The sequence below is a fragment of the Arthrobacter sp. NamB2 genome (assembly GCF_005281365.1).
Lineage (GTDB): Bacteria > Actinomycetota > Actinomycetes > Actinomycetales > Micrococcaceae > Arthrobacter_D.
Genome location: NZ_SZWI01000001.1, coordinates 738,429 through 764,125, shown reverse-complemented (window position 1 = coordinate 764,125; position 25,697 = coordinate 738,429). Strand labels below are relative to the sequence as shown.

The following is a 25,697-nucleotide window of genomic DNA, read 5'->3' as shown; positions in this document are numbered from 1 at the left end:
TTAGGTATTTCGCGATTGCTATGTCCACTCTAGGCCACGAGGACCTCGGAACCAGTATCAAAATGCCCGTGGTGCCTTGCGGCGCCACGGGCGATGACCCTCTCTGTGCTGCGGGTCCGGGACCGTCTGGACCCGGACCCGCCGTCACGCCTAGGGGGTGTTGATCTTCGGCGGGGTGATCTTGCGCGACGTCAGGACCTCGTCCACCAGGCCGTACTCGACGGCGTCCGCAGCGGTGAGGATCTTGTCGCGCTCGATGTCGATGTTCACCTGTTCCGAACTGCGGCCCGAGTGCAGGGCCAGCGTGTCCTCGAGCCAGGTACGCATGCGCATGACCTCGTTGGCCTGGATCTCCAGGTCGGAGGCCTGGCCACCCTGCCCGCCGGACAGCGCGGGCTGGTGGATGAGCACCCGCGCGTTGGGAAGGGCCAGGCGCTTGCCGGGGGCACCCGCCGCGAGCAGCACCGCGGCGGCACTCGCCGCCTGGCCGAGGCATACGGTCTGCACCTCGGGACGGATGAACTGCATGGTGTCGTAGATCGCCGTCATGGCGGTGAAGGATCCACCGGGCGAGTTGATGTACAGCGTGATGTCCCGCTCCGGGTCCGTGGACTCGAGGACGAGCAACTGAGCCATGACGTCGTCTGCCGACGCGTCGTCGACCTGCGTGCCGAGGAAGATGATGCGGTCCTCGAACAGCTTCGTGTACGGGTCCTGGCGCTTGAAGCCGTACGGCGTGCGCTCTTCGAACTGGGGAAGGATGTAGCGGCTGGTCGGGAGGTTCTGCGCCTTGGATTCCGCTGCTGCCTGGAAATCGTGGTTCATGGTGTCTCCTGTAGGACGACTGATAGAGGAAGGGGCTGGGCGCGGACTACGGCGTCTGGTCGGTTCCGCCGCCACCGGAGACGGACCCCGAGTGCGCCGAGATGTGGTCGAAGAAGCCGTACTCGAGCGCTTCCTGGGCCGTGAACCACTTGTCGCGGTCGTTGTCCTTCAGGATTTGCTCGACGGTCTGGCCCGTCTGCTCCGCCGTCAGTTCGGCCATGACCCGCTTCATGTGCAGGATGAGCTCTGCCTGGATGCGGATGTCCGTCGCCGTTCCGCCGATGCCGCCGGAAGGCTGGTGCATCAGGATGCGGGCGTGAGGAGTCGCGTAGCGCTTCCCCTTGGTGCCGGAGGACAGCAGGAACTGACCCATCGACGCGGCGAGGCCGGTCGCCACGGTTACGACGTCGTTCGGGATGAACTGCATGGTGTCGTAGATCGCCATGCCCGCGGTCACGGAGCCGCCGGGCGAATTGATGTAGAGGTAGATGTCCCGCTCGGGGTCCTCCGCCGAGAGCAGCAGCAGCTGCGAGCAGATGGCGTTCGCATTGTCGTCGCGGACCTCGGAACCGAGCCAGATGATGCGCTCCTTGAGGAGCCTGTTGTAGATGTACTCGTCACGGCCGCCCATTTCGGGGCCGGCCATCCTCGGGGTGCTTGGTTCGGTTGCCATCGACGTTAACCTCTCACTCTGGCGGGCCGCTGCCACTCCGGCCGACCCGTCCGTTTGTCTCTCCTTGGACACTAACCCGCTGCGCTCCCGAATTGCTCCCGCGCGCGGAACTGTTCGCTGACGGCGCACGGTGGTGGGAACGGACGCCGACGCCCGTCCTTCCCGAGCTGCCGATCGCCGAGAGGGCCCGTTAACGCACCAGCGGTGCCGCTGCCCGGAGGCTGCGGCACCGCTGGTGGAGGCTGGGCGAACTACTCGGCGCTTGCCTTCTTCTTGGTCGTCTTCTTCTTCGGCGCTTCAGCGACTTCCTGCTCTGCAGGAGCATCCGCGGTCTCTACCGACTCGGCCGATGCGGCGGCCTCCGGCTCACCGGCCTGGATATCCTCTGCCACGTCCTGCTCGGTCTCGACGTCGTCCGCGCTGATGGTCTCCGGCTCGTCCCCGGCGGGCCGCACGAACTCGCTGAGGTCCACTGCTGCACCGTTGGTGTCCGTGACGGTTGCGTATTCGAGGACCTTGGCCAGCGCCTTCCGGCGGCGGACCTCGCCGACGATCATCGGGACCTGGCCGCTCTGGTCCAGCATCTGGGCGAACTGGTTGGGCTCCATGCCGTACTGGCCCGCGGTGGACACGATGTAGTCGATCAGCTCGGCCTGGCTGACGCCGACCTCTTCCTTCTCCGCAACGGCGTCGAGGATGACCTCGTTCTGGAAGGCGCGCTCCGTGTTGGTGCGGATCTCCGCCCGGTGCTCCTCGGTGTCGTGGTCCTCACCGGCGCTGTGGGCGTTCTCACCGTTGAAGTGCTGCTCCAGCTGCTCCTCGATCACGCTGTCGGGAACCGGTACCGCGACGAGCTCGACGAGCTTGTCCAGCACCTTGTCGCGTGCCTCGACGCCCTGGTCCATCAGCTTCGACTCCGATGCCTGCTTGGCGAGGTCGGCCCGCAGTTCCTCCGCGGTGTCGAACTCGGAGGCGAGCTGCGCGAATTCGTCGTCGACCTGGGGAAGCTCGCGCTCCTTGACGGCCTTGACGGCGACGGTGACCTGAGCATCTGCGCCGGCGTGCTCGCCACCGGCCAGCTTCGTCTCGAAGATTGCGCTCTCGTCGACCGACAGGCCGGTGACAGCCTCGTCCATACCTTCCAGCATGGTTCCGGAGCCGATCTGGTAGGAGAGGTCCTGGGCCGAGTCGACCTCTTCACCGGCCACCGACGCGGTGAGGTCGATGGTCAGGAAGTCGCCGTCCTGGGAAGGGCGGTCGACCGCTGTAAGCGTACCGAAGCGTCCACGAAGCTCGTCCATCGCCTTCTCGATGTCCTCGTCGGAGGCCGCCACGGGCTCCACGGTGACCTCGATGCCCTTGTAGTCGGGCAGTTCGATCTCGGGGCGGATGTCGAGCTCGACCGTGAAGGTGAGCTGGCCGTCCTTCTTGGCGGGATCCGGCACCTCGGTGATCTCGACCTCGGGGCGGCTCAGGGGACGGATTCCGGTCTCCTGGACAGCGCTCTGGTAGAAGCCGTTCAGGCCGTCATTGATGGCTGTCTCGATGACGTAGCCGCGGCCGACACGCTGGTCGATGAGCTGCTGGGGAACCCTGCCCTTGCGAAATCCCGGAACCTGGACCTGGGTGGCGATGGTCTTGTAGGCCTCGTCGATGCTGGGCTTCAGCTCCTCGAAGGGAACCTCGACGTTCAGCTTCACCCGGGTGGGGGAAAGGGTTTCAACAGCGCTCTTCACAGCGTAGGACTCCTGAAATGATGGGGATTGGTTCTGCAGTGGAGGCGTTTTCTTCATCACACGACAGAGTCGGGGTGACAGGAGTTGAACCTGCGACTTCCTGCTCCCAAAGCAGGCGCTCTACCAAGCTGAGCTACACCCCGTAAGTGCGAGTGACAGTCTACGCATCTTTGCGCCTGCCGCGCACATTTGGCGATAGCGCGGCAGCTGTGGTGTAGTTATATGCGTTCCGAGGGGCACCGCGAGGACCCTCTGCGGGGATGTAGCTTAATGGTAAAGCCTCAGTCTTCCAAACTGATTACGCGGGTTCGATTCCCGTCATCCCCTCTTCCGGCCGCGAGGCCACCATCACCCGGACCCGCCGTCCGGGTGATGGGCTTTTAAGCCCCTGCTCCACGGGTGGTGCGCACTCCCGTCACTCCGCCTGGCACCGAGGGCACCAGTACACCTTGCGCGCAGCCAACTCCCCGGTCAGGATCGGGGTTCCGCAGCGTCGGCACGGTTCTCCGGTGCGCTTGTACACGTAGTGCGGCGCTGAGCGCTTCGGGCGTCCGTTCCTCGCCTCGGCCGTCGTCGTCACGATGCGTCCTTCGCGCACGCCGTCCCTCATCAGCCGCACGGTGTCCGTCCAGATGGCGGCCGCTTCGTCCTCGCGGACCTGCCGGCCGGGCCGCCACGGATTGATGCCCTGCAGGAAGAGCACCTCGGCGCGGTAGACGTTCCCGATCCCTGCGACGACGGACTGGTTCATCAGCTGGATGCCGACCGGCGTCACGCTCGACGTCAGCTTCCGGACGAAGACCGACCCGTCCGACCCGGCCTGAAGCGGATCGGGGCCGAGCTTCGACCGTGCCGCCTTCTCCTCCGCCGCACTGATGACCTCGCACGCGGTCGGCCCGCGCAGGTCGGCCCAGCCGTGAGCCGAGACGAGGCGTACCCTGACGGCTCCGACGGGAGCGGGCGGGCCGCTGTACGACGCCGTCCCGCCGGGCTCGCCCTCGTCGGAGGCCTGCTCCGTCTCACCCACCCTGCGCGGAGCACCGATGCTCGAAGCGCCGCGGAACGTCGCGTCGCCGCCGAAGCTCCACGCGCCGTAGAGGCCGAGGTGCACGCGCAGCACGCGGTCGTTGTCGAACCGCAGGAACATCTGCTTTCCGTGGGCCAGGGCGCTGAGCAGCGTGGCGCCATCCAGTTGCGCGGCACCAGCGGAGAAACGGCCCTGGGGACTCGACACCGCGAGTCGCTCACCGACGAAGACCGAGGTGAACTGCTGCGCGAGCCGGTGGACCGAATGGCCCTCAGGCAACGCGCCCGGATCCCTCGTACAGTGCGATCTGCGCGATCCTCCGCGCGTGTCGCTCGGCGCCGCTGAACGGTTCGGCGAGGAAGGCCTCGATGATCGCCGTCGCCTCCTCGACCGAGTGCTGGCGGCCACCGACGGCGATCACGTTCGCGTCGTTGTGCTGGCGCGCGAGGCGCGCGGTGTCCAGGTTCCAGGCAAGTGCTGCCCGCACTCCACGCACCTTGTTCGCTGCGATCTGCTCGCCGTTCCCCGAGCCGCCGAGAACGATCCCGAGTGCCTCGGTGCCCTGCGCCTGGTCGGCCACGACAGCCTCCGCCGCATTGATGCAGAACGAGGGGTAGTCGTCCTCGGGGTCGTAGGACGTCGGTCCGTGGTCGACGACGTCGTATCCCGCTGCGGTGAGGTGCGAGAGCAGGTGGGCGCTCAGCTCCATGCCGGCGTGGTCTGTGGCGAGGTGGACGCGCATGGCGATCTGTTCCTTTGTCTGGCGTGGATGGCACCGGACGAACCGGCGGTGGGGTGTGACGTCCGCCCGGCGGCAGGACGGTCCCAGCCTAGTGCGCGTCGCCAGATGGAGACCAAGCGGATGACGGCGCCGCATCGGATGAGAGAATACGAATCGCGCGTAACCCGCATCACACGCGCCGTACCCGCAACCCACCCTGGAGGCGATCCTTGCCCGGTCTGAACCTGACGCGCGACGAAGCACGCACGCGCGCCGAACTGCTCTCTGTCCACTCCTATGACGTCACCGTCGACCTGACGCGCGGTGACCGTGTGTTCCGGTCGACGACGGTCGTCTCTTTTGACGCCCGGCAGGGAGCCTCGACCTTCATCGACGCAGTGACCGACACCGTGCACCGCGTCGAACTGAACGGGGTGGAGCTCGACGCAGCCGAGGTCGCCGACGGCGTGCGGATACAGCTACCCGCGCTCTCCGCCAGCAACACCCTCGTCGTAGAGGCGGACATGCTTTACATGAACACCGGAGAGGGGCTCCACCGCTTCACCGACCCCGTGGACGGCGAGGTCTACCTCTACACGCAGTTCGAGGTGCCCGATTCGCGCCGGGTCTTCGCAGTGTTCGAGCAGCCGGACCTGAAGGCGACGTTCCGCTTCGCCGTGACGGCGCCCTCGCACTGGGATGTGATCTCCAATGCGCCCACGCCCGAACCTGTGCAGGCCGGTTCCGACGCTGACGCCGGAGCGAACTCGACGTGGTACTTCGACCCCACGCCGGTCATGTCCTCCTACGTGACCGCGCTCATCGCCGGGCCGTACCAGTCCGTGCGCAGCGAGCTGACGAGCTCGGACGGCCGGACGATCCCGCTCGGCGTCTTCGCCCGCAAGTCGCTGATGCAGTACATGGACGCGGAGAACATCTTTGAGCTGACGCGCCAGGGTTTCGAGTTCTACGAGGAACAGTTCGGCACTCCGTACCCCTTCGCGAAGTACGACCAGCTCTTCGTCCCCGAGTTCAACGCCGGCGCGATGGAGAATGCCGGTGCCGTCACCTTCCTCGAGACCTACGTGTTCCGCTCCCGCGTGCCGGACGCGACGATCGAGCGCCGTGCGATCACGATCCTCCACGAGCTCGCGCACATGTGGTTCGGGGATCTCGTGACGATGCGCTGGTGGAACGACCTCTGGCTGAACGAGTCGTTCGCGGAGTTCATGTCCACGCTCGCCGCGGCCGAGGCGACGGAGTTCACGCAGTCGTGGACGACCTTCGCCATCCTCGAGAAGGGCTGGGCCTACCGGCAGGACCAGCTTCCCTCGACCCACCCCATCGTGGCGCAGATCAACGACCTCGAGGACGTGCAGGTCAACTTCGACGGAATCACGTATGCGAAGGGCGCGTCGGTGCTCAAGCAGCTGGTGGCCTGGGTGGGACAGGACAAGTTCATGGAGGGCGTGCGCCAGTACTTCGCGAAGCACTCCTGGAAGAACACCGAACTCGTCGATCTCCTGTCCGAGCTCGAGGCGGCCAGCGGCCGCGACCTGAAGGCCTGGTCCGCACTCTGGCTCGAGACCGCGGGCGTCAACACGCTGCGTCCCGAGTTCAGCACGGACGACGACGGCACCATCACCTCGTTCGCCATCCTGCAGACCGCGATCGAGGCCTTCCCCACGATCCGCCCGCACCGCCTCGCCGTCGGTTTCTACGACCACGACGACGACGGCGCGCTGGTGCGCACGCACCGGGTCGAGCTCGACGTCGACGGCGAGCGCACGGAGGTCGAGGACCTCGTGGGCCGCAGGCAGCCGGCGCTCGTGCTGCTGAACGACGACGACCTCGCCTACGCGAAGATCCGACTCGACCCTGCCTCTCTCCGCACCTCGGTGCGGCATGTGAAGGACTTCAGGGAGTCACTCCCCCGTACGCTCGTCCTCGCATCGGCCTGGGACGCCGCCCGCGACGGCGAGACGCCTGCACGCGACTACGTGGAGCTGGTGCTGCAGAACATCGGCGCGGAATCGGACTCCTCCGTCGTGCTCGTCCTGCTCCGTCAGCTGGCCTCGACGCTCGCGTTCTACGTCAATCCCGACGATCGCGAGGCGATGGGCGATGCAGCCGCGGACAGCCTCCTCGACCTCGCGCTGGAGGCCGAGGCCGGGTCGGACGCGCAACTGCAGTTCACGAAGGCGTTCTCGTCCCACGCCCGCACCGCCCGGCACCTCGACACCGTCGAGGCACTCCTGACCGGCGAGCGCGTTCCTGCCGGCCTCAGCGTCGATCAGGACCTTCGTTGGGAGCTGCTGACCAGTCTCGTGGTGGGCGGCCGGTACGGTCAGTCCGAGATCGATGCGGAACTCGCCCGCGATACGACGGCGACGGGTCAGCTCGCGGCCGCCGGAGCACGTGCGGCCGTTCCGACACCCGAGGCCAAGGAAGCGGCCTGGTCCGCGCTGGTGGATTCCGCCGACCTGCCGAACTCGACGCAGCGCTCCATGATCGCGGGCTTCTCTCGGGTGCACGAGCGCGCACTCCTCGAGCCGTTCGTCGAGAAGTACTTCGCCTCGATCCAGGACGTCTGGGCCACCCGCACGCACGAGATCGCCCAGCAGATCATCGTGGGTCTCTATCCCTCGCTGCTGACGACCCAGGCGACGCTGGACCGGACCGACGCGTTCCTCGCGGAGCTCGGGGAGGCATCGCCTTCCCTCCGCCGGTTGGTCCTGGAGAGCCGGGACGGAATCGAGCGCGCCCTCAGGGCGCAGGCGGCCGACAGGTAGCAGGTCGACCGGCACGGAGGAGGACGACGTCGCTGTCCCCTCCGTGCCTGTCCCGGCGCGTCCCGAGAGCGTACTAGGGTCGATCCATGAATCTGCAGGAGCACCACTACTCGGCACGGATCCGCTGGACGGGCAACCTCGGTTCCGGTACTTCCGGCTACCGGTCCTACAGCCGTGACCACGAGGTGGACGTCGACGGCCCGGGGCTTCTCCTCGGGACCGCCGATCCCACCTTCCACGGCACGAAGGAGCGCTGGAATCCCGAACAGCTGCTGCTGGCCGCCGTCGCGCAGTGCCACATGCTGTCCTACCTCCACGTCGCCGTGAAGAACGGTGTGATCGTGACGGGCTACCGCGACACGGCGACCGGCTCGCTGCGTCTCAACCGGGACGGCAGCGGTGAGTTCACCGGCGTCGTGCTGCGCCCCCACGTGGAGTTGCTGGACGAAGCCCAGGCCTCACTGGCCGACTCGCTGCACGGGGAGGCGAACCGGCTGTGCTTCATCGCCCGGTCCGTGAACTTCCCCGTGCACCACGAGCCGACGTCCGGCCCCACGCCGCAGCACTCGTGACGAGCACGCCCCCGTCGTCGGGCCGCGCCCGCCGCTGTAGCCTGTTAAGGCGTCCCCGCGCCTTCCGGCTCCCTGTGGCGGACTCCCCCGGATCCCCTGCATGAAAGCGATCCCCATGACATTCCTTCCCTCCCTCGGTTATGGCGGCCAGGTCATCGGCGCGCTGATCATCCTGATCGGCGCCGTGCTCCTATGGCTCGTTGTCCGCTACCTCATCGCGCGCTCCGTGAAGCGCGTCCAGGACGGCTACAGCGTCTTCAAGAAGCCGCACTTCAAGTGGGCGCAGCCTGTGCTCCGTCCCTTCGACAGTGCTCGTCGCGTCCAGCGGGCGGAGACGATCGGCGGCCTGATGTCGAGCGTCGCTGCCGGGACCATCGCCATCGTCGCGACCCTCATGGCCATCGATACCCTCGGCTTCAATATCGGTCCGATCCTTGCGAGCGTGGGCATCGTCGGTATCGCCATCGGTTTCGGTGCACGCGAGGTGATCCGGGATGCCTTCCTGGGGTTCTTCATCACGATCGAGGACCAGTACGGGATCGGCGACACGATCGAGGTCGGTGACACGGTGGGCGTCGTGCAGTCGCTCGGGCTGCGGATCACCCGCATGGTCGACGAGAACGGAGCTATCTGGTACGTCCGGAACGGGGACATCACCAAGGTGGGCAACAGGTCGCAGGGCAACTACGTGGCGCCGCCGGAACCTGCACAGGCGGCGGCGGAGGGGCAGTCATGAGTTCGTCCGAGCACCCCACCCGTGAGACGGACTCCGGCGAGGACGCGCAGCACGCCGGTTCCGCCGCGCCATCGGGCGAACCGCCCCTGCTTGCGCAGCCCCCGGGAGCGCGGGCAGCGCTGCCCGTCGAGCGCCTCGTCGCCGCGGGCCAGGGTTTCACCCAGCCCCAGTACACGGACAACTTCTACGACACGGTGGGCGGCCACGAGACGTTCGTGAGGCTCGTCGACACCTTCTACGACGGCGTGGCGCGGGACGACGTCCTCCGTCCCATGTATCCGGAGCAGGACCTCGGCCCCGCGAAGGAACGCCTTCTGCTCTTCCTCGAGCAGTACTGGGGCGGGCCGAAGACCTACGGGGAGCAACGGGGACACCCGAGGCTCCGCATGAGGCACATGCCCTTCCGCGTCGGGCCCGAGGCGAGGGACCGGTGGCTCCTGCACATGCGCGCCGCCGTCGATTCCCTGGACCTGGCTCCCCTGCATGAGGCGACCCTGTGGGACTACCTCGACCGTGCCGCACACTCGATGGTGAACGCCGCGGATTGAGGTCTGCCCACCGATCGGTCCGACCAGCCATGCATCGATGGTGCGCTTCGTCCGGGCCACCCGCCACACGGGGCCGATGCACGCCGGTCCTCGAAGAACTCAGAAGATGGCAGCAGCGCGCACGAGGACGTGCCCGCGGCCCGTGCTCACGCGGGACCAGCGTCCCTTCGTGCGGATCGTCGCGTCCGCTCCCGGCTCGAGGAATCCCAGGCTGAACGCACCGAATGCAGCTCCTGCCGCTACCGAACCGGGAACCCCTTCCAGCGGGCGTCCCCAGACCGCGGCCCGGACGCTGCTCACGAGGGGCGCGCCCGCCCGATCGGGAAGGCCTCGTGCCACGGCCCCGATACCGTCCTTCGCCGCCTGCTCGAGCGCATCGCACGGCACCATTCCTTCGTGCACCCATCCGGACCGCGGCGGCAGGACCCCGGCCCAGTTCTCCGTCGCGGTCACGGTCGGCACGGGGAATTCGACGTCGTCGTCCCCCATCCGGGCCAGTCGGTCGAGGACCGACCCCAGCGACACCGTCACGTCGACATCCGCGCCGGCACCGAGTGCCATGGTTCGCAGTCCGAGCACCGTCGGAACCGGCTCACCGAGGACGGTGGGACGAAGCGTGCAGACATAGGCCGCCAGGACGGAACCGGCCGTGAGCAGCCGCATGCCGCCGTCCTCGGTGGCCCGCGCCCGGGCAGTAAACGTCTGTAAATCGGCAACCGTCTGCTTGTCTCCGAAGCGCAGCGTGGGGGACGGCACGGCGCGCTACCTGCCGCGCGGGCGACGGAAGGCCACAGCCGGTCCGCGCCAGGTCGAGAGGATGTCCTTCTGGCTCTCCGACAGACGGACCGGGCGCCCGGTGCTGCGGCTGACCAGGACCATGGTGGTCGCAGCTACCGCACTCGTGGTGCTGCCTTCCAGCACCACCTGATCCCGCACGGCGTAGCCCAGTTCGAAGCTCGATCCGCCGATATCGGTGACCCACAGGTCGACGGCCGCAGGTGTGGTGCTGAAGTTCAAGGGAGCCCGGTATTCGATCTCCTGCCGGCCGACGAGGGTGTAGTGGTCAGGGTCGACGAGGTCCATGAAGGATCCCCCCGGCTGCGACTCACTCATCAGCAGCACCCGCGCGTCCTCCAGGAACTGCAGGAAACGGACGTTGTTCACGTGTCCGTAGGAATCCTCGTCGCCAAATCGCAACTGGAGGGGAATGGTGTGGACCGGGGGCATGAAGCCATCCTTCCAGACGCCGTCGGGCCGGTGCCATTCGGGCGCCGTCAGGGCGCGCAGTGTGAGCAAGGCCATGAGCGCTGGCGTACACCCGCCTTGAGCGCATATACGGCTCCGTCTACTGTCAGTAGGTGCCTGGAGTGTCCGCGATGGCTGGTCCGGTCGACGCTCGCCCTCCCCTTCCACAGCACCTGTTCCACGAGGAGACACCCGACGATGGCAGAACAAGCGCCAACACCTGAAGCACCGGCGGTACGAGAGCCAAGGAAGGATCCGACGGCAGCACTCCTGGACCTGCTCGACCTCAGCAGCGCGGAGGGAGCGCAGACCGACGAGGAGATCTTCGTCGGCGGCTCCGCGCGCCAGCCGAGCCGCCGCGTCTTCGGCGGTCAGGTGCTCGCCCAGTCACTCATCGCGGCCATGCGGACCGTGGACCGGACGCGGGACGTGCACTCCATGCACGCCTATTTCCTGCGGGCGGGTGACGCGGATCAACCCATCACCTTCGGCGTGCAGCGCCTGCGCGACGGGCGTTCCTTCTCGGCTCGCCGGACCCACGCCTACCAGAACGGTGTGCCTATCCTGTCGATGATCGCGTCCTTCCAGGAGCCCGACGGCGGCATCGTCCACCAGGATCCGATGCCCGGCGACGTGCCCGACCCCGAGAGCCTGCCATCGACAGCCGATATCCTCGGCGGTCTGGATCATCCTGTGGCACGTGCGTGGGCGTATGACCGCCCCTTCGACATCCGGCACATCGACGCGCCGCTGTATCTCTCGAACGAGGGTTCACGGGAGCCCCGGAACGCGGTCTGGATGCGCAGCCTGGGACCGATGCCGGACGACCCGAACGTCCATCGCGCCGCCCTCGCCTACGCCAGCGACTACACGCTGCTGGAGTCCATACTGCGTCCCCACGGCCTCAGCTGGATCCAGCCCGGCATGAGCGTCGCGAGCCTCGACCATGCGATGTGGTGGCACCGCCCGGTGCGCGTGGACGAATGGCTGCTGTACGTGCAAAGTTCTCCGAGCGCATCCGGAGCCCGTGGACTCGCCGCAGGTCGCATCTACAGCCGTAACGGAGACCTCGTCGCCAGTGTCGCGCAGGAGGGGATGGTCAGGATTCCGCCTGCGTGAGCGCTGCGCCCGGTACTCGCCCTCCCCCGGGAGTACCGCTGGACGAAGCGACGAACGACAGGAGGGACACGGCTTCGAGCCGTGTCCCTCCTGTCGTGCGGTGATGCTAGTCGCGCGTGAGGCGGCGGTGCGTGACGCGGTGCGGCTTCGCGGCGTCGGCCCCGAGGCGCTCCACCTTGTTCTGCTCGTAGGCGTCGAAGTTGCCCTCGAACCAGTACCAGTTGTCCGGGTCTTCCTCCGTGCCCTCGTAGGACAGGATGTGGGTCGCCACCCGGTCCAGGAACCACCGATCGTGCGAGACGACAACGGCGCAGCCCGGGAATTCGAGTAGCGCGTTCTCGAGGCTCGAGAGCGTCTCGACGTCGAGGTCGTTGGTGGGCTCATCGAGCAGCAACAGATTGCCGCCCTGCTTGAGCGTCATGGCCAGGTTCAGCCGGTTCCGCTCTCCACCGGAGAGAACCCCCGCCTTCTTCTGCTGGTCCGGGCCCTTGAAACCGAAGGCCGAGACATAGGCGCGGGACGGCATTTCCACCTGTCCGACCTGGATGAAGTCGAGGCCGTCGGAGACGACTTCCCACAGCGACTTGTTCGGGTCGATTCCTCCCCGCGACTGGTCCACGTAGGAGATCTTGACCGATTCGCCGATCCGGAGTTCTCCGCCGTCGAGCGGCTCGAGCCCGACGATGGTCTTGAACAGCGTGGTCTTGCCGACACCGTTGGGTCCGATGACACCGACGATGCCGTTGCGCGGCAGCGAGAAGGACAGTCCGTCGATGAGGATGCGCTCGTCGTAGCCCTTGCGCAGGTTGTGTGCCTCGATGACCTGGCTGCCGAGCCGGGGGCCCGGCGGGATCTGAATCTCCTCGAAGTCGAGTTTCCTGGTGCGCTCGGCTTCCGCAGCCATCTCCTCGTAGCGGTTGAGGCGAGCCTTCGACTTCGTCTGGCGTCCCTTGGCATTGGACCGGACCCACTCGAGTTCATCGCTCAGGCGCTTCGAGAGTTTCTGGTCCTTCTTGCCCTGGACTTCGAGCCGGGCGCGCTTCTTCTCGAGGTAGGTCGAGTAGTTGCCTTCGTACGGATAGAGGTGGCCGCGGTCGACCTCGGCGATCCACTCGGCGACGTGGTCGAGGAAGTACCGGTCGTGGGTGACGGCCAGGACCGCACCCGCATAGGACTTGAGATGCTGCTCGAGCCAGAGCACGCTCTCGGCGTCGAGGTGGTTGGTGGGCTCGTCGAGGAGGAGGAGGTCCGGCTTCTGCAGGAGGAGCTTGCACAGGGCGACCCGGCGACGCTCACCTCCGGAGAGGACGCGGACGTCGGCGTCCGGCGGCGGGCACCGCAGCGCATCCATCGCCTGCTCGAGCTGGGAGTCGAGATCCCACGCATCGGCGGCGTCGATGGCTTCCTGCAGCTTGCCCATCTCATCGAGGAGCGTGTCGTAGTCCGCGTCCGGACTGGCCATCTCTTCCGAGATCTCGTTGAACCGCTGGATCTTCCCGTAGATCTCGCCCACGCCCTCCTGGACGTTGCCGAGCACGGTCTTCTCCTCGTTCAGGGGCGGTTCCTGCAGGAGAATGCCGACCGTGTAGCCGGGGCTCAGACGTGCTTCGCCGTTGGAGGGAGTGTCCATGCCCGCCATGATCTTCAGGATGGTCGACTTACCCGCGCCATTGGGTCCGACCACGCCGATCTTCGCGCCCGGGAAGAACGACATGCTGACGTCGTCGAGGATAACTTTGTCGCCAACGGCCTTGCGCGCCTTGGTCATTGTGTAGATAAATTCCGCCATGCCTCTAAGGCTAGTGGTTGGCTACCGTCTTCTCACATTCGCGGGGCCTGCCGGCACCCCGGTCGCAGGAGGTCAGCCAAGGGAATCCGCCCGGCAGGAACAGCTGCACGCGGGACGAATGCTCATAACGCTGAGCGCCCTCCACGGAAGCACCCAGCCCGCAGGTACGAGCCCGCTAGCGTTGGTCGCCGACGAAGCACAGACCGGTGGCCAGAGCCGGTAGCAGCGTCACCGAGACCGTTCCCTCGCGAACCTCGCCGACGATGCACGTCTCTCCTGTACGGCCCGCGCCCTGGATGGAGTCGACATCGAGCCCTGTCGGCGTGCGGTCGATGGACACCTCCACGGAGTCGGGCACGGATCCGGCATCAGCGAAACCCTGCTCGATCGCTGTCCGTACCTCGGCGCTCGTCACCGAGGCCTGCGCACTTGCCAGCGTCCGCAGCGCACCTTCGACGGCGGCGGCGATTCTTGCGGCGTCCGACGGCGTCTCGTCGGGCGCGGCCGTCGACTCCGACCCGCCCGCCCCTTCGCCCGGAGGGGTTGCTACCGCGGAGGCACCGCTGCCCGCAGTAGCCAGAGGAGCGGGGCCAGGGGTTGCCGTGCACGACGTCAACGCGAGGAGGGCGCCGGTCACCAGCACGGTCAGAACCCTCTCCAGGCTGGGCCTTCGGGGGTTCTGCTCGGGGAGAGTGGCACTAGTCACGCGTTTCATCCTGCCACGCGCGCCGCTCCCCTGCGTCCGCGCTGCCGCCGTTGCCGCGCTGTGTGATCCTCCCGTTCCTCCTCCGTCGACCCGGCTAGAACGGTACGGCCTCCGGATCCAGGGTGCCGTCGCGATCCCTGCTACCTTCACCGATCGCGGCCGCTTCGCCCAGCCCTGGACCGTGCGATGTCTCGTAGAGCTCACCCGTTGCGGGGTCCACGGTGTCCGGGACGTCGCCGTCCGGCATGCCGCTGCCGGCCTGAAGGCCGGAGGGATCATCAGTACCCGCACCGGGAAGCGCCTCGCTCCGGTCCGCCGTCGTCCGCCTGAAGTTCGCGGTACCCCACATGAGATCGTGGCCGGCGGTGTCCGCATCGATCTCGACCGAGGTGCCCGTCCGTCCGTCCGCGTTGATCCAGGGACGGATCCGCAGGCGCCCGGCGACAATCACGCGGTCACCCTTCTTGATGCTGGCTCCGGCATTGGTCGCCAGCTGCCGGAACATCGACACCGAGTACCAGTTCGTGTGGCCGTCCACCCACGCGTTGGTCTCCCTGTCGAATCGGCGTTCTGTCGAGCACATGCGGAATCCCGTGATCGGAAGACCGCTCTGAGCCAGGGAGAGCCGTACCTCTGTGGCGACGTAGCCCCGCACGGTGATGATGTCAGTCATGATCTGTCCTTCCGTAGGTCCGAAGGGCGGCGATACGTGCCGGCCTGGGTCCAGTCTTCGCCGCACGTCGGAAACGGTCGGCGCCGCTCACCCCTATGTGGACAACGCTCCGGCTGGCTAGGCCACGGAAGCCCGGAGGGGAAGCAACCGGCTCGCAGCAATAGTCCCTTGAGCTGATGCCGCCCGTTTTCCTAGCGTGGAGGGATGGAAACTGCATCACGTCACGACACCATCGGAGCCGACGACCGCGTGATCGGCTCGCTCGAGGAACTGGCCGCTCTCGTACGGGGCGCGGAGACTGTGTACCTCCGCTACTCCTGCGGCTACGAGGCAGACCGCGATTCGACGAGCGAGGACGGCGAGAGCGGGCTCGCGCTGCCGGGGTTGTCCGTCAACCCGCTCACACCCGAGCAGTGGTGGACCCGCCCCATCGAGGACTGGCTGGCACGGCAGATCTGCCAGTACCGGCATCTGGCGGAGGACGAGGAAAGGTATCCCTGGGTGCTCACCGGGTCCTGCGTCGGCCGCGGTCCGGACTGTGAGCCGCTACTTGCCGAGGTGGAGCCGCTCGGTCGGCTGCATGACGGACTTCTTCAGGAGGCAGAGCGGGTCTACGATGAACGCTTCGACACGGGCAACCGTCCCTGAGACCCTGCGCTCGGGCACCGGGCCGAGGAATGCGAAGGGCCGGACGCATCGGCGTCCGGCCCTCGTGCTGTGCCCCCGGCAGGATTCGAACCTGCGACCAGAGGATTAGAAGGCCCCTGCTCTATCCCCTGAGCTACGGAGGCAGCTCACCCAGTTTACTATCCGCGGTTACCATGAGCGGCGCACTGTTGGGTGAGGCGCCCGGAACGCCACTACTCGTCGGCGGTGAAGACCACTTTGAGCTCGAGGCGGTGCTGGCCGTCCGGGTCCTGGGAGTAGATGGCCTTGCCCGAGATGCCGCTGAGTCCGCCGGTTCCCGATCCGGGAATGATGTGCCCCGAACTCGCTGCTTCCGCCCCCTCCGCGACCCCCCAGTGCTGGACGGTCATCGTTCCGTTCCGGTCCCCGACCGACCCGACGAACTGTTCGGACGCCACGTAACCGGCGCCGACGTCGTTCCCCGCCATCAGGAGTTCGGCGGTGCTGGTGCCGCTGATGTCCCCCTCGAAGACTTTCTCCGCCCTGACCCTGGACAGCTCCCCGGTGCTGCCCGGTGCCGAATAGGCTTCCGCGTCCCAGGCGGTGATCTCGTACTCGCCGCTGTACGTCGTCGTTCCTGTATCAGTCATCTGCTTAGTATTGCCGCTCCGTGGGTGTCATGCATGCCGCATCTGTGCGGCTCCGGCTCCTGCGTGCCGACCGCACCGACCGGGATCAGTGCAGTTGCCCCGGTGCGAGGGGCTGGTAACGACGACGGAACAATACCTTCGTACTGCGGTCCAGGAAGACGAGGTACAGCGCGAAGCCGAGGGCGGCGACAGCAGCGAGCTGGCGCGCCATCGCGAGACTCAGGTCGAAGTAGGGGAAGATGTCGAGCTGGTCCGAGATCGCGTAGACCATGAAGAAGGCGACGGTGACGTAGAGGAACTTGACCTGCCAGTCGTCGCGGATACCGGTCACCGCGAAGAGCGGGATGAGCCAGACGACGTACCAGGACTGGATCATGGGTGCCAGCATGACGATCGCGGCGAGGGAGAACGCCAGCCGTCGCACGAGCCGGCTGTGGTCGCCGCGGAGGACCTGGAACGCGATGATCACGAGGGACGCAACCCGCGCAAGGGTATGGAACGCGTTGGCGAGGTCCCATCCGCGGAGGCCGAGCGCGTCACCGAGCGTAGCGATGACGAGTCCGATGAAACCGACCGGCGCGTACCAGATCCACACGCTTCCCGGGGTACTCAGCGCTCCGACCCATCCGAATCCGAAGGTGTTCACGAGGCCCATGATCCACAGGATGCCGAGGCACAGCCCTGCCGTCAGGAACCAGTAGAGGAAGCGCCGCGGCCAGGACGCCCCCCTGCCGGCCCACATGAGCCCCACGAACGGCAGGAAGATCAATGTGATCGGTTTGATGCCGACGGACAGGGTGATGAGCAGGATACCGAGCACGGGCCGTTTGGCTGCGGCGAAGTAGAGACCCGCGAGCGCCAGGCCGATCATCAGTGCGTCATTGTGGATCGCGGCGACGAAGTTGATCAGGAAGAGTGGGTTGGCTGCCGTCAGCCAGAGCGCCCGGTTGGCGTTGATGGAGTGCAGCTCGGCAAGTTTCGGGACGAAATAGACGCACAGCGCGACCCCGATCAGCGCGACGACCCTGAAAAGGATGATCGACGTGTCGGGGTGTCCTCCGGTGATCCTGACGATGCCCTCTTCGATCCAGAGGAAGACCGGCCCGTAAGGGGTGGGGCTCTGAGCCCACAGATCGTCGGCGCCGATCTGCAGGTAGTTGGAGATCTGCGAATAGCCGTCGACGTAGGGGTTGAGTTTGGCCACCATGACCTGGCCCTGCGCGATGTAGGCGAACACGTCCCTGCTGAACAGCGGAAGCGCTGCTGCGAGTGGGATCGTCCAAGCGACGATGGCCTTCAGGAGATAGGGGCGTGTCTCGTCGGACCAGCCGTTCAACCGTTGACCGAGCCGGAGCCACGCCCGGATCAGCAGCATCCCGCCCAGCGCCAGGACCAGGACGGACAGCACGGCCCCGGCGGGTTCGAAGCGGAGCCAGATGATGATCGGATGACGGCGCAGTTCGGCGGAGGCGAGTGAAAGCCAGCCAACCCCGAGCGATCCCATCCACATCATCAGGGACCCGATGAATCCCTGGAGGACGGCGACATTGGGTCGGTTGGGGCCCGGCTGCGTCTCGATCTCGGTGAGCGGGACCTGGGCGGGCATCTGGAAAATCCAATCTTCGGCAAGCAGGAGTCGGCGTGGAACGCCCTCGTTCTCAGACCTTCCACCGTCATGCGGTGGACGGCGGGCGTCCGCGGTGCGGCACCCTTGCCGGAAGCAGCAGGGTCACCCAGATCTCCCCGCAGGCCTGAGCGAACTGTTCGAATATTAGCACCGGGCCTCCGCCTGCACCGTATGGGCAGGCTGTGGGATCGGCATCGACAGGCCGCCCCTGACATGGAGCGGGACCAGGAAGCGCACGGCCTGGGGCGGCGCCGCGGGGTCAGGGCCGAGCGGTACATTGGTCTGATGCCGATATCGAATGAACACATCGTCTGGATCGACTGCGAGATGACGGGACTGGACCTCGTCAACGACGCCCTGATCGAGGTGGCCGTCCTCGTGACCGATTCCGAGCTCAACATCCTGGGAGACGGTGTGGACGTCGTGATCAGACCCACTGCCGAAGCTCTCGCCCAGATGGGCGATTTCGTCCGCGACATGCACACCACCTCAGGCCTGCTCGAGGAACTGGACGGCGGCATCACGATGGAGGACGCGCAGGAACAGGTTCTCAGCTACATCCGGAAGTGGGTCCCGGAGCCTCGAAAGGCGCAGCTCGCGGGTAATTCCGTAGGAACGGACCGCAACTTCCTCGTCCGCGACATGCCGCTCGTCGTCGACTACCTGCACTACCGCATCATCGACGTGTCCACCATCAAGGAACTCGCACGCCGCTGGTACACCCGTGCCTACTTCCAGGCTCCTGCGAAGACCGGCGGACACAGGGCGCTGGGTGATATCGAGGACTCCATCAGGGAGCTGCGCTACTACCGTGCAGCAGTCTTCGTTCCTGCACCCGGACCGGACTCGGCCACGAGCAGGGCCATAGCCCGCACGATCGCTTCCTGACCGCCGCTGCCACCCGCCCCGGCGGGCGGTCGGAAGCACACGAAAAAGTGTGTAAACTTGTATCCGCTGCCTTCCGCAGACAGCTTCGACGGAGCGATCCGACGGGCCGGACAGCGGAGACACTTGGTGGGTATAGCTCAGTTGGCAGAGCGCCTGGTTGTGGTCCAGGAGGTCGCGGGTTCAACCCCCGTTACTCACCCTCAGTCGTCAGGGACATCCTGACCACGTATGCCGTCCCGGAGACCGTCCGGGACGGCATACGCATTTCCGGCCCCAGTAAGCCCACGCCCGGATGACAGTCCGCCACTGTCTGAACTCCTCCGGCTGACTGCAACGAAGGATCCCTGCCATGGAACGCACAGTGTTCGAAGAGGATCACGAACTCTTCCGTGACGTCGCCCGCGAGTTCAACGATCGCGCCGTCGCTCCCCACTACGCGGGGTGGGACCAGCGCCACATGATGGACCGGTCGGTCTGGACTGCCGCCGGGGAGCAGGGGCTTCTCGGGTTGGCCGTACCGGAGGAGTTCGGCGGCGCGGGTATGCCCGACTACCGCTTCCGATCGGTGCTCGACGAGGAGTTCGCACGCAGTAACCACCTCGCCGTAGGACTGGCCTTCCACCTGCACGACGATCTCGTCCTGCCGCACCTGCTCGCTCACGGCTCGGACGACCTCAAGGAACGCTGGCTGCCGGGTATGGTCTCCGGCGAGATCGTCACGTCGTGCGCGTGGACCGAACCAGGAGCAGGCAGCGATCTGCGGGGCATCCGCACCAGGGCCGTCCGCGACGGCGACGACTGGTTGATCACCGGCCAGAAGGTCTTCATCGGCAATGGAATCAGCGGCGATGCCTCCCTGGTGCTCGCTCGTACCGACGGCAGCACAGGCCGTGGATCGAGCGATTCCTTCTCGCTCTTCATGGTGGGCAAAGGCGAGGGCTACACTCCCGGCCGCCAGCTGGACAAGATGGGACTCCGGGCATCGGACACGGCCGAACTGTTCTTCGACAACGTGCGCGTCCCGGGAGGTGACCTCGTCGGTGAGGTCGGTCAGGGACTGCGCTACAGCCTCGAGCAGATTCCTCAGGGCCGGCTGGGGATCGCCGTCGCCTCCTCCGCCCTCGCGCGGGCGACCTATGAGCAGACGCTGAGGTACGTGACCGAGCGTAGCGCCTTCGGTGAGCGGGTGCTCGACTTCCAGAACACCCGCCATGTCCTCGCCGACATCCTCACCGAGGTGGAGGTGACGGAGACCTTCGTCGACGCCGCGGTGCTCGCGTTCAACTCCGGTTCCCTGACGCCCACTGCTGCAGCGCAGGCCAAGCTGTGGGCGAGTGAGCGGGCGAAATCCATCACCGACAGGTGCCTGCAGCTGCACGGCGGGTACGGCTACATCCTCGAGTACCCGGTATCTCAGGCCTTCCTCGCAGCACGGCTGTTGACCATCTTCGGCGGCACCAGCGAGATCATGCGCGAGTCGATCGGGCGGTCGATCGCCGACCGTCCAACCCAGAAGAGGTAGGTTCCATGGCTGTCCACCCCATCACCATCATGGGAGAACCCGTTCTGCACCGGCGTGCCCAGCTCGTCGAGGCCTTCGACGATGAGCTGCGGAGCCTGATCGCCGACATGTTCGAGACGATGGACGTCGCCAACGGCGTCGGTCTCGCCGCGCCGCAGATCGGCGTGGGACTGCGCGTCTTCGTCTACGCGATGGAGAACGACGACGGCGTCGCCCCCCGCGGCGTGCTCGTGAACCCGACGCTCGTCACCTCCAAGGTCCCCGGCTCGGATCCCGATCCGGAGGAGGAGTCCGAGGGCTGCCTCTCCGTCCCCGGAGAAGCGTTTCCGCTCAAGCGCGCCAAATGGGTTCGGGTGTCCGGGTTCGACGGTCATGGCGCTCCGGTCGGATTCGAGGCGACAGGGTGGTTCGCCCGGTGCATGCAGCACGAGTACGACCATCTGGACGGCAAGCTCTACGTCGACAGGCTGAACAATCGCCAGGCGCGGAAAGCGAGCAAGGCGATGAAGAATCAGGGGTGGGGTGTGCCAGGGCTGACGTGGATGCCCGGGGTCGATCCTGATCCCTTCGGCCACTAGGTCAGGCCGACGAGAACCAGGCGCGGGAGCGCCGTCATGCTCTCCCTGACGTACCGAGGCCTTTCTCGGGAGTCCCGAGGTGTGGCCCGGGTGCCTCGACGAGGTCTTCCAGTCTCCTGACACCCCGCAGTGGTCCCACCAGGGCGACGAGGGGGGCGAGGGAGGCGATCAGTACGCCGATCAGCACGGCCTCGCGAATGCCGAGCGTCTCTGCCAGGACGCCTGCCAGCACACTGGCCAGGGCAAGCATGCCCCAGCTCACGGTCCTTGAGGCAGCCCCCAACCTGCCCATCATCCCCGGCGGGCACACTCGCTGACGGAAACTCGAGCCGACGACGATGTTCCAGGCGACGCTTGCGCCCATCACGAACATGCCGAGGATTCCCCAGAGCATGCCCCACCCGGGAGTGAGCATCAGCAACGAGGCATAGCCGAAGACACCCGGCACCATGGACCAGCGCCAGAGGGGTCCTGATCCGAAGCGCTCCCCCATGGAGTGGGCGGTGATACCACCGACCGCTCCGCCGGCGGAGGCAGCCGCCAACAGGAATCCCAGCCACACCTCCGACTCCCCCAGGGTCCTCAGCACGAGGAGGACGAGCAGGGAGGCCGCGATGTTGCCGCCCAGATTCCAGAGGGCGGCGTTGAGGAGAATGGCCCGCAGCGGAGCCGTGCTGAAGGTGTAGCGGAGCCCCGCCCACATGTCGTGGAGGATCCGCCGGTCGGTGTGAGGCTGCACGATCTCCTTCACGTCGAGGCGCTGGATGGCGATGAGGGATACGACCGACGTCGCCAGTTGGACGACGAGCGTGTTGGAGGCTCCCGCCATCGTCGTCAACCATCCTGCGACCGACCGGCCCGCCGCGTCCGCTGCCGCTCCTGAACCGGTGATCAGGCCGTTCCCTTCCATGAGCTCGTCGGGTGTGACGGCCTGCTGCACGAGGGCTGCGTCGGCCAACTGGAAGAAGACGGACGCGATACCGGCGAGGAAGGCCGCCGCGAACAGCAGTGGCGTGCTGAGGAAACCGAGCCAGTACCCGAGCGGCAGGAGCGCGAGAACGACGACGCGCGCGGCAAGGGACGCCAGCATCACCGGCCTGCGCGGCAGCCTGTCCACCCACACGCCGATGGCAAGCCCGAAAAGGAGCCACGGCAGGAACGTCATGCCGGCGAGGGCCGCGACCTCGAAATTGCTGGCGTCGAGTTCTACCGCAGCGATGACAGGCAGTGCTACGGCTGCGACTGCGTTCCCCAGCACGCCGAACGTGCTGGAGACCATCAGTGCCCGGAAGTTGTGGTTGCGCACCAGCAGGTGTCTCGTCCCGGTACCCCCAGCGCTCATCCGATCACCCTAACCGAGCACGACTAGGAGGACCGGCCCGAGCAGTCCAATGATCGGCTCCTTCTCACGGCCCCTTGACCAACGCATTCCTCACACCGATAATTGTTCGCTTCAGCAATGAATGGGCAGGTCCCGCGGAGTTCCCGATTTCACCGATGGCTTAGCCGCAGCTATTACGTTGCCGCGCGACGAGGGTGGGCGGAAGATAGTTCCCGGGAGGGTTTCCCGCGGTCGTTCCCCCAGCAGTATCGCGGTCGATGCCCTCCTGAGGCGGCTATAGACGCCGGGCGGTCCCCCTACCTCTTGAGACCGGGTACGGGGGGCCGCTTCATAATGCCGCCGGGATGGCGGGATGGGCCGACCGATACGCCGGGTTCTGTCATCGCGCGCCGTTACCGTCGCGCGAGTGGCGGCCATCCATCTACGGACGCCGTTGCCGACGCCCTCCAGCGGCCTACCCGTGCACTCGGGCGGGCAGCCCTGATAACGCGCACTGTCTGGCCTTGCTCCGGGTGGGGTTTACCGAGCCATGCCGGTCACCCGGCACGCTGGTGGTCTCTTACACCACCTTTTCACCCTTACTGCCCGTGCGTGGGCCGAGGCCTGCTGCGGACAGCGGTTTCTTTTCTGTGGCACTGGCCTGCGGGTTACCCCGAGTGGGCGTTACCCACCACCCTGCCCTGCGGAGCCCGGACGTTCCTCGGTGGAACCGATGCTTGCACACCATCCAACGCGACCGCCTGGTCGACCCATCCGTCGTCCATTCTAGGGGACCCGGAGCTTCTGCCGCACAGCGGTCGGGCGGGTGCCCGAGTTGGATAGAGTTGATCAGTGCTGATCCTGCTTCCGCCGTCCGAGGGTAAGACCGAAGCCCGCAAGGGCGAGCCGCTGCGGCTGGAGGACCTGCACTTTCCCGAACTGCTCAGCGCCAGGCGCGCGGTGCTCACCGCTCTGGCTGAGGCCAGCAGCGCAAACGACGCGCATTCGATCCTCGGCGTCGGCGAGTCCCTTGCGGCAGATGTCAGGCGCAACGTGATCCTCGACGAGGTACCCGCCGCACCCGCGCACGACGTCTACTCCGGCGTCCTGTACGACGCTCTCGACTACGCCGGAATGACAGCGGCCCAGAAGCGCAAGGCGCGGGAACAGTGCGTCGTCGTCTCCGCCCTGTGGGGTGCCATCGGCTTCGGCGACCGAATCCCCCCCTACCGGTTGTCCATGGCGGTGGATCTTCCCGGTACGGGACGCCTCGCGGGGTACTGGAAGAGACACCTGGCGGATCCCCTGGTGCAGCACGCCGGCGCGGACCTCGTCGTCGATTGCCGGTCCAGCACCTACGCTGCAGCCTGGGCGCCGCCCGTGCACCAGAGTGCTGCCGTCAACGTGTACCAGGTGCGCAACGGCAAGCGCACCGTGGTGTCCCACTTCGCGAAGCACACACGCGGTGAGCTCGCCCGGCATCTGCTGACGCGGCGCGGCACGCCTCCTGCGACTCCCGAGGCCCTGCTGAGGGCCGCACGGGAGAGGTGGACGGCTGAACTCGAACCGGCATCGACACGGAAGCCTGCTCAGCTCAGCATCATCCTCGGGTGAGGAACCCGGGGCCGTCAGACGGCCACGAGCTCCACCTCGAAGCCCTCCGCGTTCTCGAGGTACGCCGCATAGTGCTCGGGTCCTCCAGCGAACGGGTGGCGGCCGGCGAACAGCAGGGTCCACCCGTGGCTGCCTGCCCGTCGTGCCAGGAGGTCGACGTCGGCACGGCTGCCTGCTCGGAACGCAAGATGGTTCACACCGGGGCGACGGCGCTCGTGGGAAGCATCGGCGACGTCCGGACCACTCTCGAGCACCACGTAGAAATCGTCGGAGCCGTAACTGACGCCGTCCTTCCAGGACTCCATGCGCGGGAAGCCCAGCCTCTCGAGCAGCCAGCCGAGACTTGCTTCCGCGGCGGTCAGATCACGCGTCCAGACCTCCAGGTGATGAAGCCTGCCGGCAGGACGAGGAACCGCTGCCGCGACGGGTGGTTCGCCCGCCGTGGTTGCTGCTGCCGCCCGCGGTTTCCAGTCGACGCCGGCCATGCCGGCGTCCATCGCCTCATTGGACAGCCGGTCTGCGTCCTTGTTGCGCTCGCGCGGGATCCACTCGTAGGTGACCCGGCGCGGATCGAGCACCTTGCGGGCCTTCGCTGCAAGGACGCGCATGTCCGCGTGCTTGATCTGCCAGCGCCCTGACATCTGTTCGACCACGAGCTTGGAGTCCATCTTGACGTGCACCGACGCGGCGGGATTGATCTCACGCGCCAACTCGAGGCCCGACACCAGGCCCGAGTACTCCGCGACATTGTTGGAGGCCTTGCCGATGTAGGCGGCCTTCTCGACGAGGATCCGCCCGGTGTCGGGGTCCCGCACGAGCGCACCATAGCCGGCGTGTCCCGGATTCCCGCGGGAGCCGCCGTCGGCCTCGACGATGAGCCGCGCGGGCGCGTCCGCAGGCTGCTGGTCATGGTCCGATTCGTAGGGATCGAACAACTGCTGGTCCGTCACGGCTACTGGTTTCCCCAATCGCCGGACCGCACCAGGATGCAGCCGGAATCGGGGCACAGCACGACGTCGTCCGGCGCAGCGCCGGAGATGTCGGCGAGATCGCCCGGACTGAGCTGCATGCCCGAGCCCTCGGACTTCCCGTGGAACAGCCGCGCGGCGCCGACGCCGCGCTTCGCCAGGATGCGCTCGTAGATCGCCAGCAGGCCGGCCTCGAAGGTCGCGGCGAGTTCGTCCCGCTGGGCCTGCACCCGGGTGCGCTGGACCTCGACGTCGGCGAGTTCCGCATCGCGGGCCTCCTCGAGCGCGCGGAGTTCCGCGCGGACCGCATCCGTGCGGCCCTGGACTTCAGCCTGTGCAGCACGTGCTGCATCGACACGTTCCATCACGTCCAGTTCGACGTCCTCGAGGTCCGAACGCCGCTTGGTGAGCGATGCGACCTCGTGCTGCAGGGCGGTGAGGTCCTTCGAGGTGCCGGTTCCGCTGTTCAGCCGCTTCTCGTCCCGTTCGAGCCGGTTGACGACGCTCTGTACCTCGTCCTCCGCCTTCGTCAGTTCGCGCTGGAGATCGCCGAGCTCGGTCGTCGCACGGACGAGTTCGCCGTCCACCTCGGCCACGCGCGCGGCGACGACGCCCAGTTCGGGGTTGCTGCGGGCGGCGGCAGCCTGCCTGCTGAGTTTGTTCAGGGTCGAGTCGAGTGCCTGCAGGTCGAGCAGGCGGAGTTGTTCCTCGGGTGCAGCCTTGGCCACGGTAACCTCCAG

General features: G+C 66.8%; 25 protein-coding genes, 4 tRNA genes and 1 other RNA gene. 12 read left to right on the top strand and 18 right to left on the bottom strand.

Translation table 11 applies throughout. The features are described 5' to 3' along the window. Positions 1–150: 150 nt before the first annotated feature. The 4 genes from FDK12_RS03520 to FDK12_RS03505 form a co-directional block, all read right to left on the bottom strand. Entirely contained in the window at positions 151–825 is a 675-nt protein-coding gene (locus FDK12_RS03520; RefSeq protein WP_137368195.1) for an ATP-dependent Clp protease proteolytic subunit, read from the bottom strand. A 46-nt stretch (positions 826–871) separates the two neighbouring features. Further along, the gene (locus tag FDK12_RS03515; RefSeq protein ID WP_317616706.1) at positions 872–1,498 is read right to left on the bottom strand and encodes an ATP-dependent Clp protease proteolytic subunit; all 627 of its coding nucleotides are present in this window, start codon (positions 1,496–1,498) and stop codon (positions 872–874) included. 251 nt (positions 1,499–1,749) lie between these two features. Beyond that, positions 1,750–3,234, bottom strand: a complete 1,485-nt coding sequence (gene tig / locus FDK12_RS03510) for a trigger factor (protein WP_137368194.1) — start codon at positions 3,232–3,234, stop codon at positions 1,750–1,752. 69 nt (positions 3,235–3,303) lie between these two features. Further along, a tRNA-Pro gene (locus FDK12_RS03505) sits at positions 3,304–3,377 on the bottom strand. Positions 3,378–3,490: 113 nt separating this feature from the next. Here FDK12_RS03505 and FDK12_RS03500 point away from each other — a divergent pair. Next, positions 3,491–3,561 (top strand) — tRNA-Gly (locus FDK12_RS03500). An 88-nt stretch (positions 3,562–3,649) separates the two neighbouring features. Here FDK12_RS03500 and FDK12_RS03495 read toward each other — a convergent pair. Then, complete coding sequence (locus FDK12_RS03495) at positions 3,650–4,540, bottom strand: Fpg/Nei family DNA glycosylase (RefSeq protein ID WP_137368193.1); 891 nt, start codon at positions 4,538–4,540, stop codon at positions 3,650–3,652. Beyond that, positions 4,533–5,003, bottom strand: a complete 471-nt coding sequence (locus FDK12_RS03490; RefSeq protein WP_137368192.1) for a ribose-5-phosphate isomerase — start codon at positions 5,001–5,003, stop codon at positions 4,533–4,535. The genes FDK12_RS03495 and FDK12_RS03490 overlap by 8 nt, the downstream gene beginning before the upstream one ends. 218 nt (positions 5,004–5,221) lie before the next feature. On the opposite strand from FDK12_RS03490, the gene pepN reads away from it, so the two are divergent. The 4 genes from pepN to FDK12_RS03470 all read left to right on the top strand — a co-directional run bounded on the left by pepN (position 5,222) and on the right by FDK12_RS03470 (position 9,630). Next, positions 5,222–7,774 carry an aminopeptidase N gene (gene pepN, locus FDK12_RS03485; RefSeq protein WP_137368305.1) on the top strand — a complete coding sequence of 851 codons (2,553 nt, stop codon included), beginning with the start codon at positions 5,222–5,224 and terminating at the stop codon, positions 7,772–7,774. An 86-nt stretch (positions 7,775–7,860) separates the two neighbouring features. Next, positions 7,861–8,346 (top strand): OsmC family protein, encoded by a 486-nt coding sequence (locus FDK12_RS03480; RefSeq protein WP_137368191.1) that lies wholly within the window; start codon positions 7,861–7,863, stop codon positions 8,344–8,346. A 115-nt stretch (positions 8,347–8,461) separates the two neighbouring features. Continuing rightward, the gene (locus tag FDK12_RS03475; RefSeq protein ID WP_137368190.1) at positions 8,462–9,082 is read left to right on the top strand and encodes a mechanosensitive ion channel family protein; all 621 of its coding nucleotides are present in this window, start codon (positions 8,462–8,464) and stop codon (positions 9,080–9,082) included. 119 nt (positions 9,083–9,201) lie between these two features. After that, positions 9,202–9,630, top strand: a complete 429-nt coding sequence (locus tag FDK12_RS03470; RefSeq protein WP_189636254.1) for a globin — start codon at positions 9,202–9,204, stop codon at positions 9,628–9,630. Between the two features lie 99 nt (positions 9,631–9,729). Here FDK12_RS03470 and FDK12_RS03465 read toward each other — a convergent pair whose 3' ends face one another. Continuing rightward, on the bottom strand, positions 9,730–10,386 hold the full coding sequence (locus FDK12_RS03465) for a hypothetical protein (RefSeq protein ID WP_137368188.1): 657 nt from the start codon (positions 10,384–10,386) through the stop codon (positions 9,730–9,732). Positions 10,387–10,392: 6 nt separating this feature from the next. After that, positions 10,393–10,932 carry an acyl-CoA thioesterase gene (locus FDK12_RS03460; protein ID WP_223263050.1) on the bottom strand — a complete coding sequence of 180 codons (540 nt, stop codon included), beginning with the start codon at positions 10,930–10,932 and terminating at the stop codon, positions 10,393–10,395. Between the two features lie 141 nt (positions 10,933–11,073). Here FDK12_RS03460 and FDK12_RS03455 point away from each other — a divergent pair, with 141 nt between their 5' ends. Further along, positions 11,074–11,994 carry an acyl-CoA thioesterase gene (locus FDK12_RS03455; protein WP_137368187.1) on the top strand — a complete coding sequence of 307 codons (921 nt, stop codon included), beginning with the start codon at positions 11,074–11,076 and terminating at the stop codon, positions 11,992–11,994. Positions 11,995–12,100: 106 nt separating this feature from the next. Here the strand turns inward: FDK12_RS03455 and ettA are convergent, their stop codons facing one another. The 3 genes from ettA to ssb form a co-directional block, all read right to left on the bottom strand. After that, positions 12,101–13,783 (bottom strand): energy-dependent translational throttle protein EttA, encoded by a 1,683-nt coding sequence (gene ettA / locus FDK12_RS03450; protein WP_137368186.1) that lies wholly within the window; start codon positions 13,781–13,783, stop codon positions 12,101–12,103. A gap of 175 nt (positions 13,784–13,958) precedes the next feature. Further along, positions 13,959–14,489 (bottom strand): DUF6993 domain-containing protein, encoded by a 531-nt coding sequence (locus FDK12_RS03445; protein WP_137368185.1) that lies wholly within the window; start codon positions 14,487–14,489, stop codon positions 13,959–13,961. A gap of 94 nt (positions 14,490–14,583) precedes the next feature. After that, a complete protein-coding gene (ssb, locus tag FDK12_RS03440; protein ID WP_137368184.1) occupies positions 14,584–15,162 on the bottom strand; it encodes a single-stranded DNA-binding protein in 579 nt (192 codons plus the stop codon). 204 nt (positions 15,163–15,366) lie between these two features. Here ssb and FDK12_RS03435 point away from each other — a divergent pair, with 204 nt between their 5' ends. Continuing rightward, a complete protein-coding gene (locus FDK12_RS03435) occupies positions 15,367–15,810 on the top strand; it encodes a DUF6098 family protein (protein WP_137368183.1) in 444 nt (147 codons plus the stop codon). A gap of 70 nt (positions 15,811–15,880) precedes the next feature. Here FDK12_RS03435 and FDK12_RS03430 read toward each other — a convergent pair. The 3 genes from FDK12_RS03430 to mptB form a co-directional block, all read right to left on the bottom strand. Further along, positions 15,881–15,953, bottom strand: a tRNA-Arg gene (locus tag FDK12_RS03430). Between the two features lie 69 nt (positions 15,954–16,022). Beyond that, positions 16,023–16,439 (bottom strand): DUF3224 domain-containing protein, encoded by a 417-nt coding sequence (locus FDK12_RS03425; protein ID WP_137368182.1) that lies wholly within the window; start codon positions 16,437–16,439, stop codon positions 16,023–16,025. Between the two features lie 85 nt (positions 16,440–16,524). After that, positions 16,525–18,045: a polyprenol phosphomannose-dependent alpha 1,6 mannosyltransferase MptB gene (mptB, locus tag FDK12_RS03420; RefSeq protein WP_189636243.1), complete on the bottom strand. Its 1,521-nt coding sequence runs from the start codon at positions 18,043–18,045 to the stop codon at positions 16,525–16,527. Between the two features lie 306 nt (positions 18,046–18,351). Between mptB and orn the strand changes: the two genes are divergently transcribed. From orn to def, 4 genes are all read left to right on the top strand, one after another. Further along, complete coding sequence (orn, locus tag FDK12_RS03415) at positions 18,352–18,954, top strand: oligoribonuclease (RefSeq protein WP_137368181.1); 603 nt, start codon at positions 18,352–18,354, stop codon at positions 18,952–18,954. 126 nt (positions 18,955–19,080) lie between these two features. Next, positions 19,081–19,153 (top strand) — tRNA-His (locus FDK12_RS03410). Between the two features lie 150 nt (positions 19,154–19,303). Beyond that, entirely contained in the window at positions 19,304–20,476 is a 1,173-nt protein-coding gene (locus FDK12_RS03405; protein WP_137368180.1) for an acyl-CoA dehydrogenase family protein, read from the top strand. 5 nt (positions 20,477–20,481) lie between these two features. After that, positions 20,482–21,054: a peptide deformylase gene (def, locus tag FDK12_RS03400; RefSeq protein WP_137368179.1), complete on the top strand. Its 573-nt coding sequence runs from the start codon at positions 20,482–20,484 to the stop codon at positions 21,052–21,054. Positions 21,055–21,088: 34 nt separating this feature from the next. On the opposite strand, the gene FDK12_RS03395 is transcribed toward def, so the two are convergent. Together FDK12_RS03395 and rnpB are read right to left on the bottom strand one after the other, a co-directional pair. Next, on the bottom strand, positions 21,089–22,396 hold the full coding sequence (locus FDK12_RS03395) for an MFS transporter (protein WP_137368178.1): 1,308 nt from the start codon (positions 22,394–22,396) through the stop codon (positions 21,089–21,091). Positions 22,397–22,745: 349 nt separating this feature from the next. Next, positions 22,746–23,148, bottom strand: an RNA gene (gene rnpB / locus FDK12_RS03390) — RNase P RNA component class A. Between the two features lie 79 nt (positions 23,149–23,227). Here rnpB and FDK12_RS03385 point away from each other — a divergent pair. Continuing rightward, positions 23,228–23,989, top strand: coding sequence for a YaaA family protein (locus tag FDK12_RS03385; protein WP_137368177.1), 762 nt, complete (start codon positions 23,228–23,230; stop codon positions 23,987–23,989). A 14-nt stretch (positions 23,990–24,003) separates the two neighbouring features. Here FDK12_RS03385 and FDK12_RS03380 read toward each other — a convergent pair whose 3' ends face one another. Both FDK12_RS03380 and FDK12_RS03375 read right to left on the bottom strand, forming a co-directional pair. After that, positions 24,004–24,939: a reverse transcriptase-like protein gene (locus tag FDK12_RS03380; protein WP_223263049.1), complete on the bottom strand. Its 936-nt coding sequence runs from the start codon at positions 24,937–24,939 to the stop codon at positions 24,004–24,006. 2 nt (positions 24,940–24,941) lie between these two features. Further along, entirely contained in the window at positions 24,942–25,685 is a 744-nt protein-coding gene (locus FDK12_RS03375) for a zinc ribbon domain-containing protein (RefSeq protein WP_137368176.1), read from the bottom strand. Between the last annotated feature and the right edge of the window lie 12 nt (positions 25,686–25,697).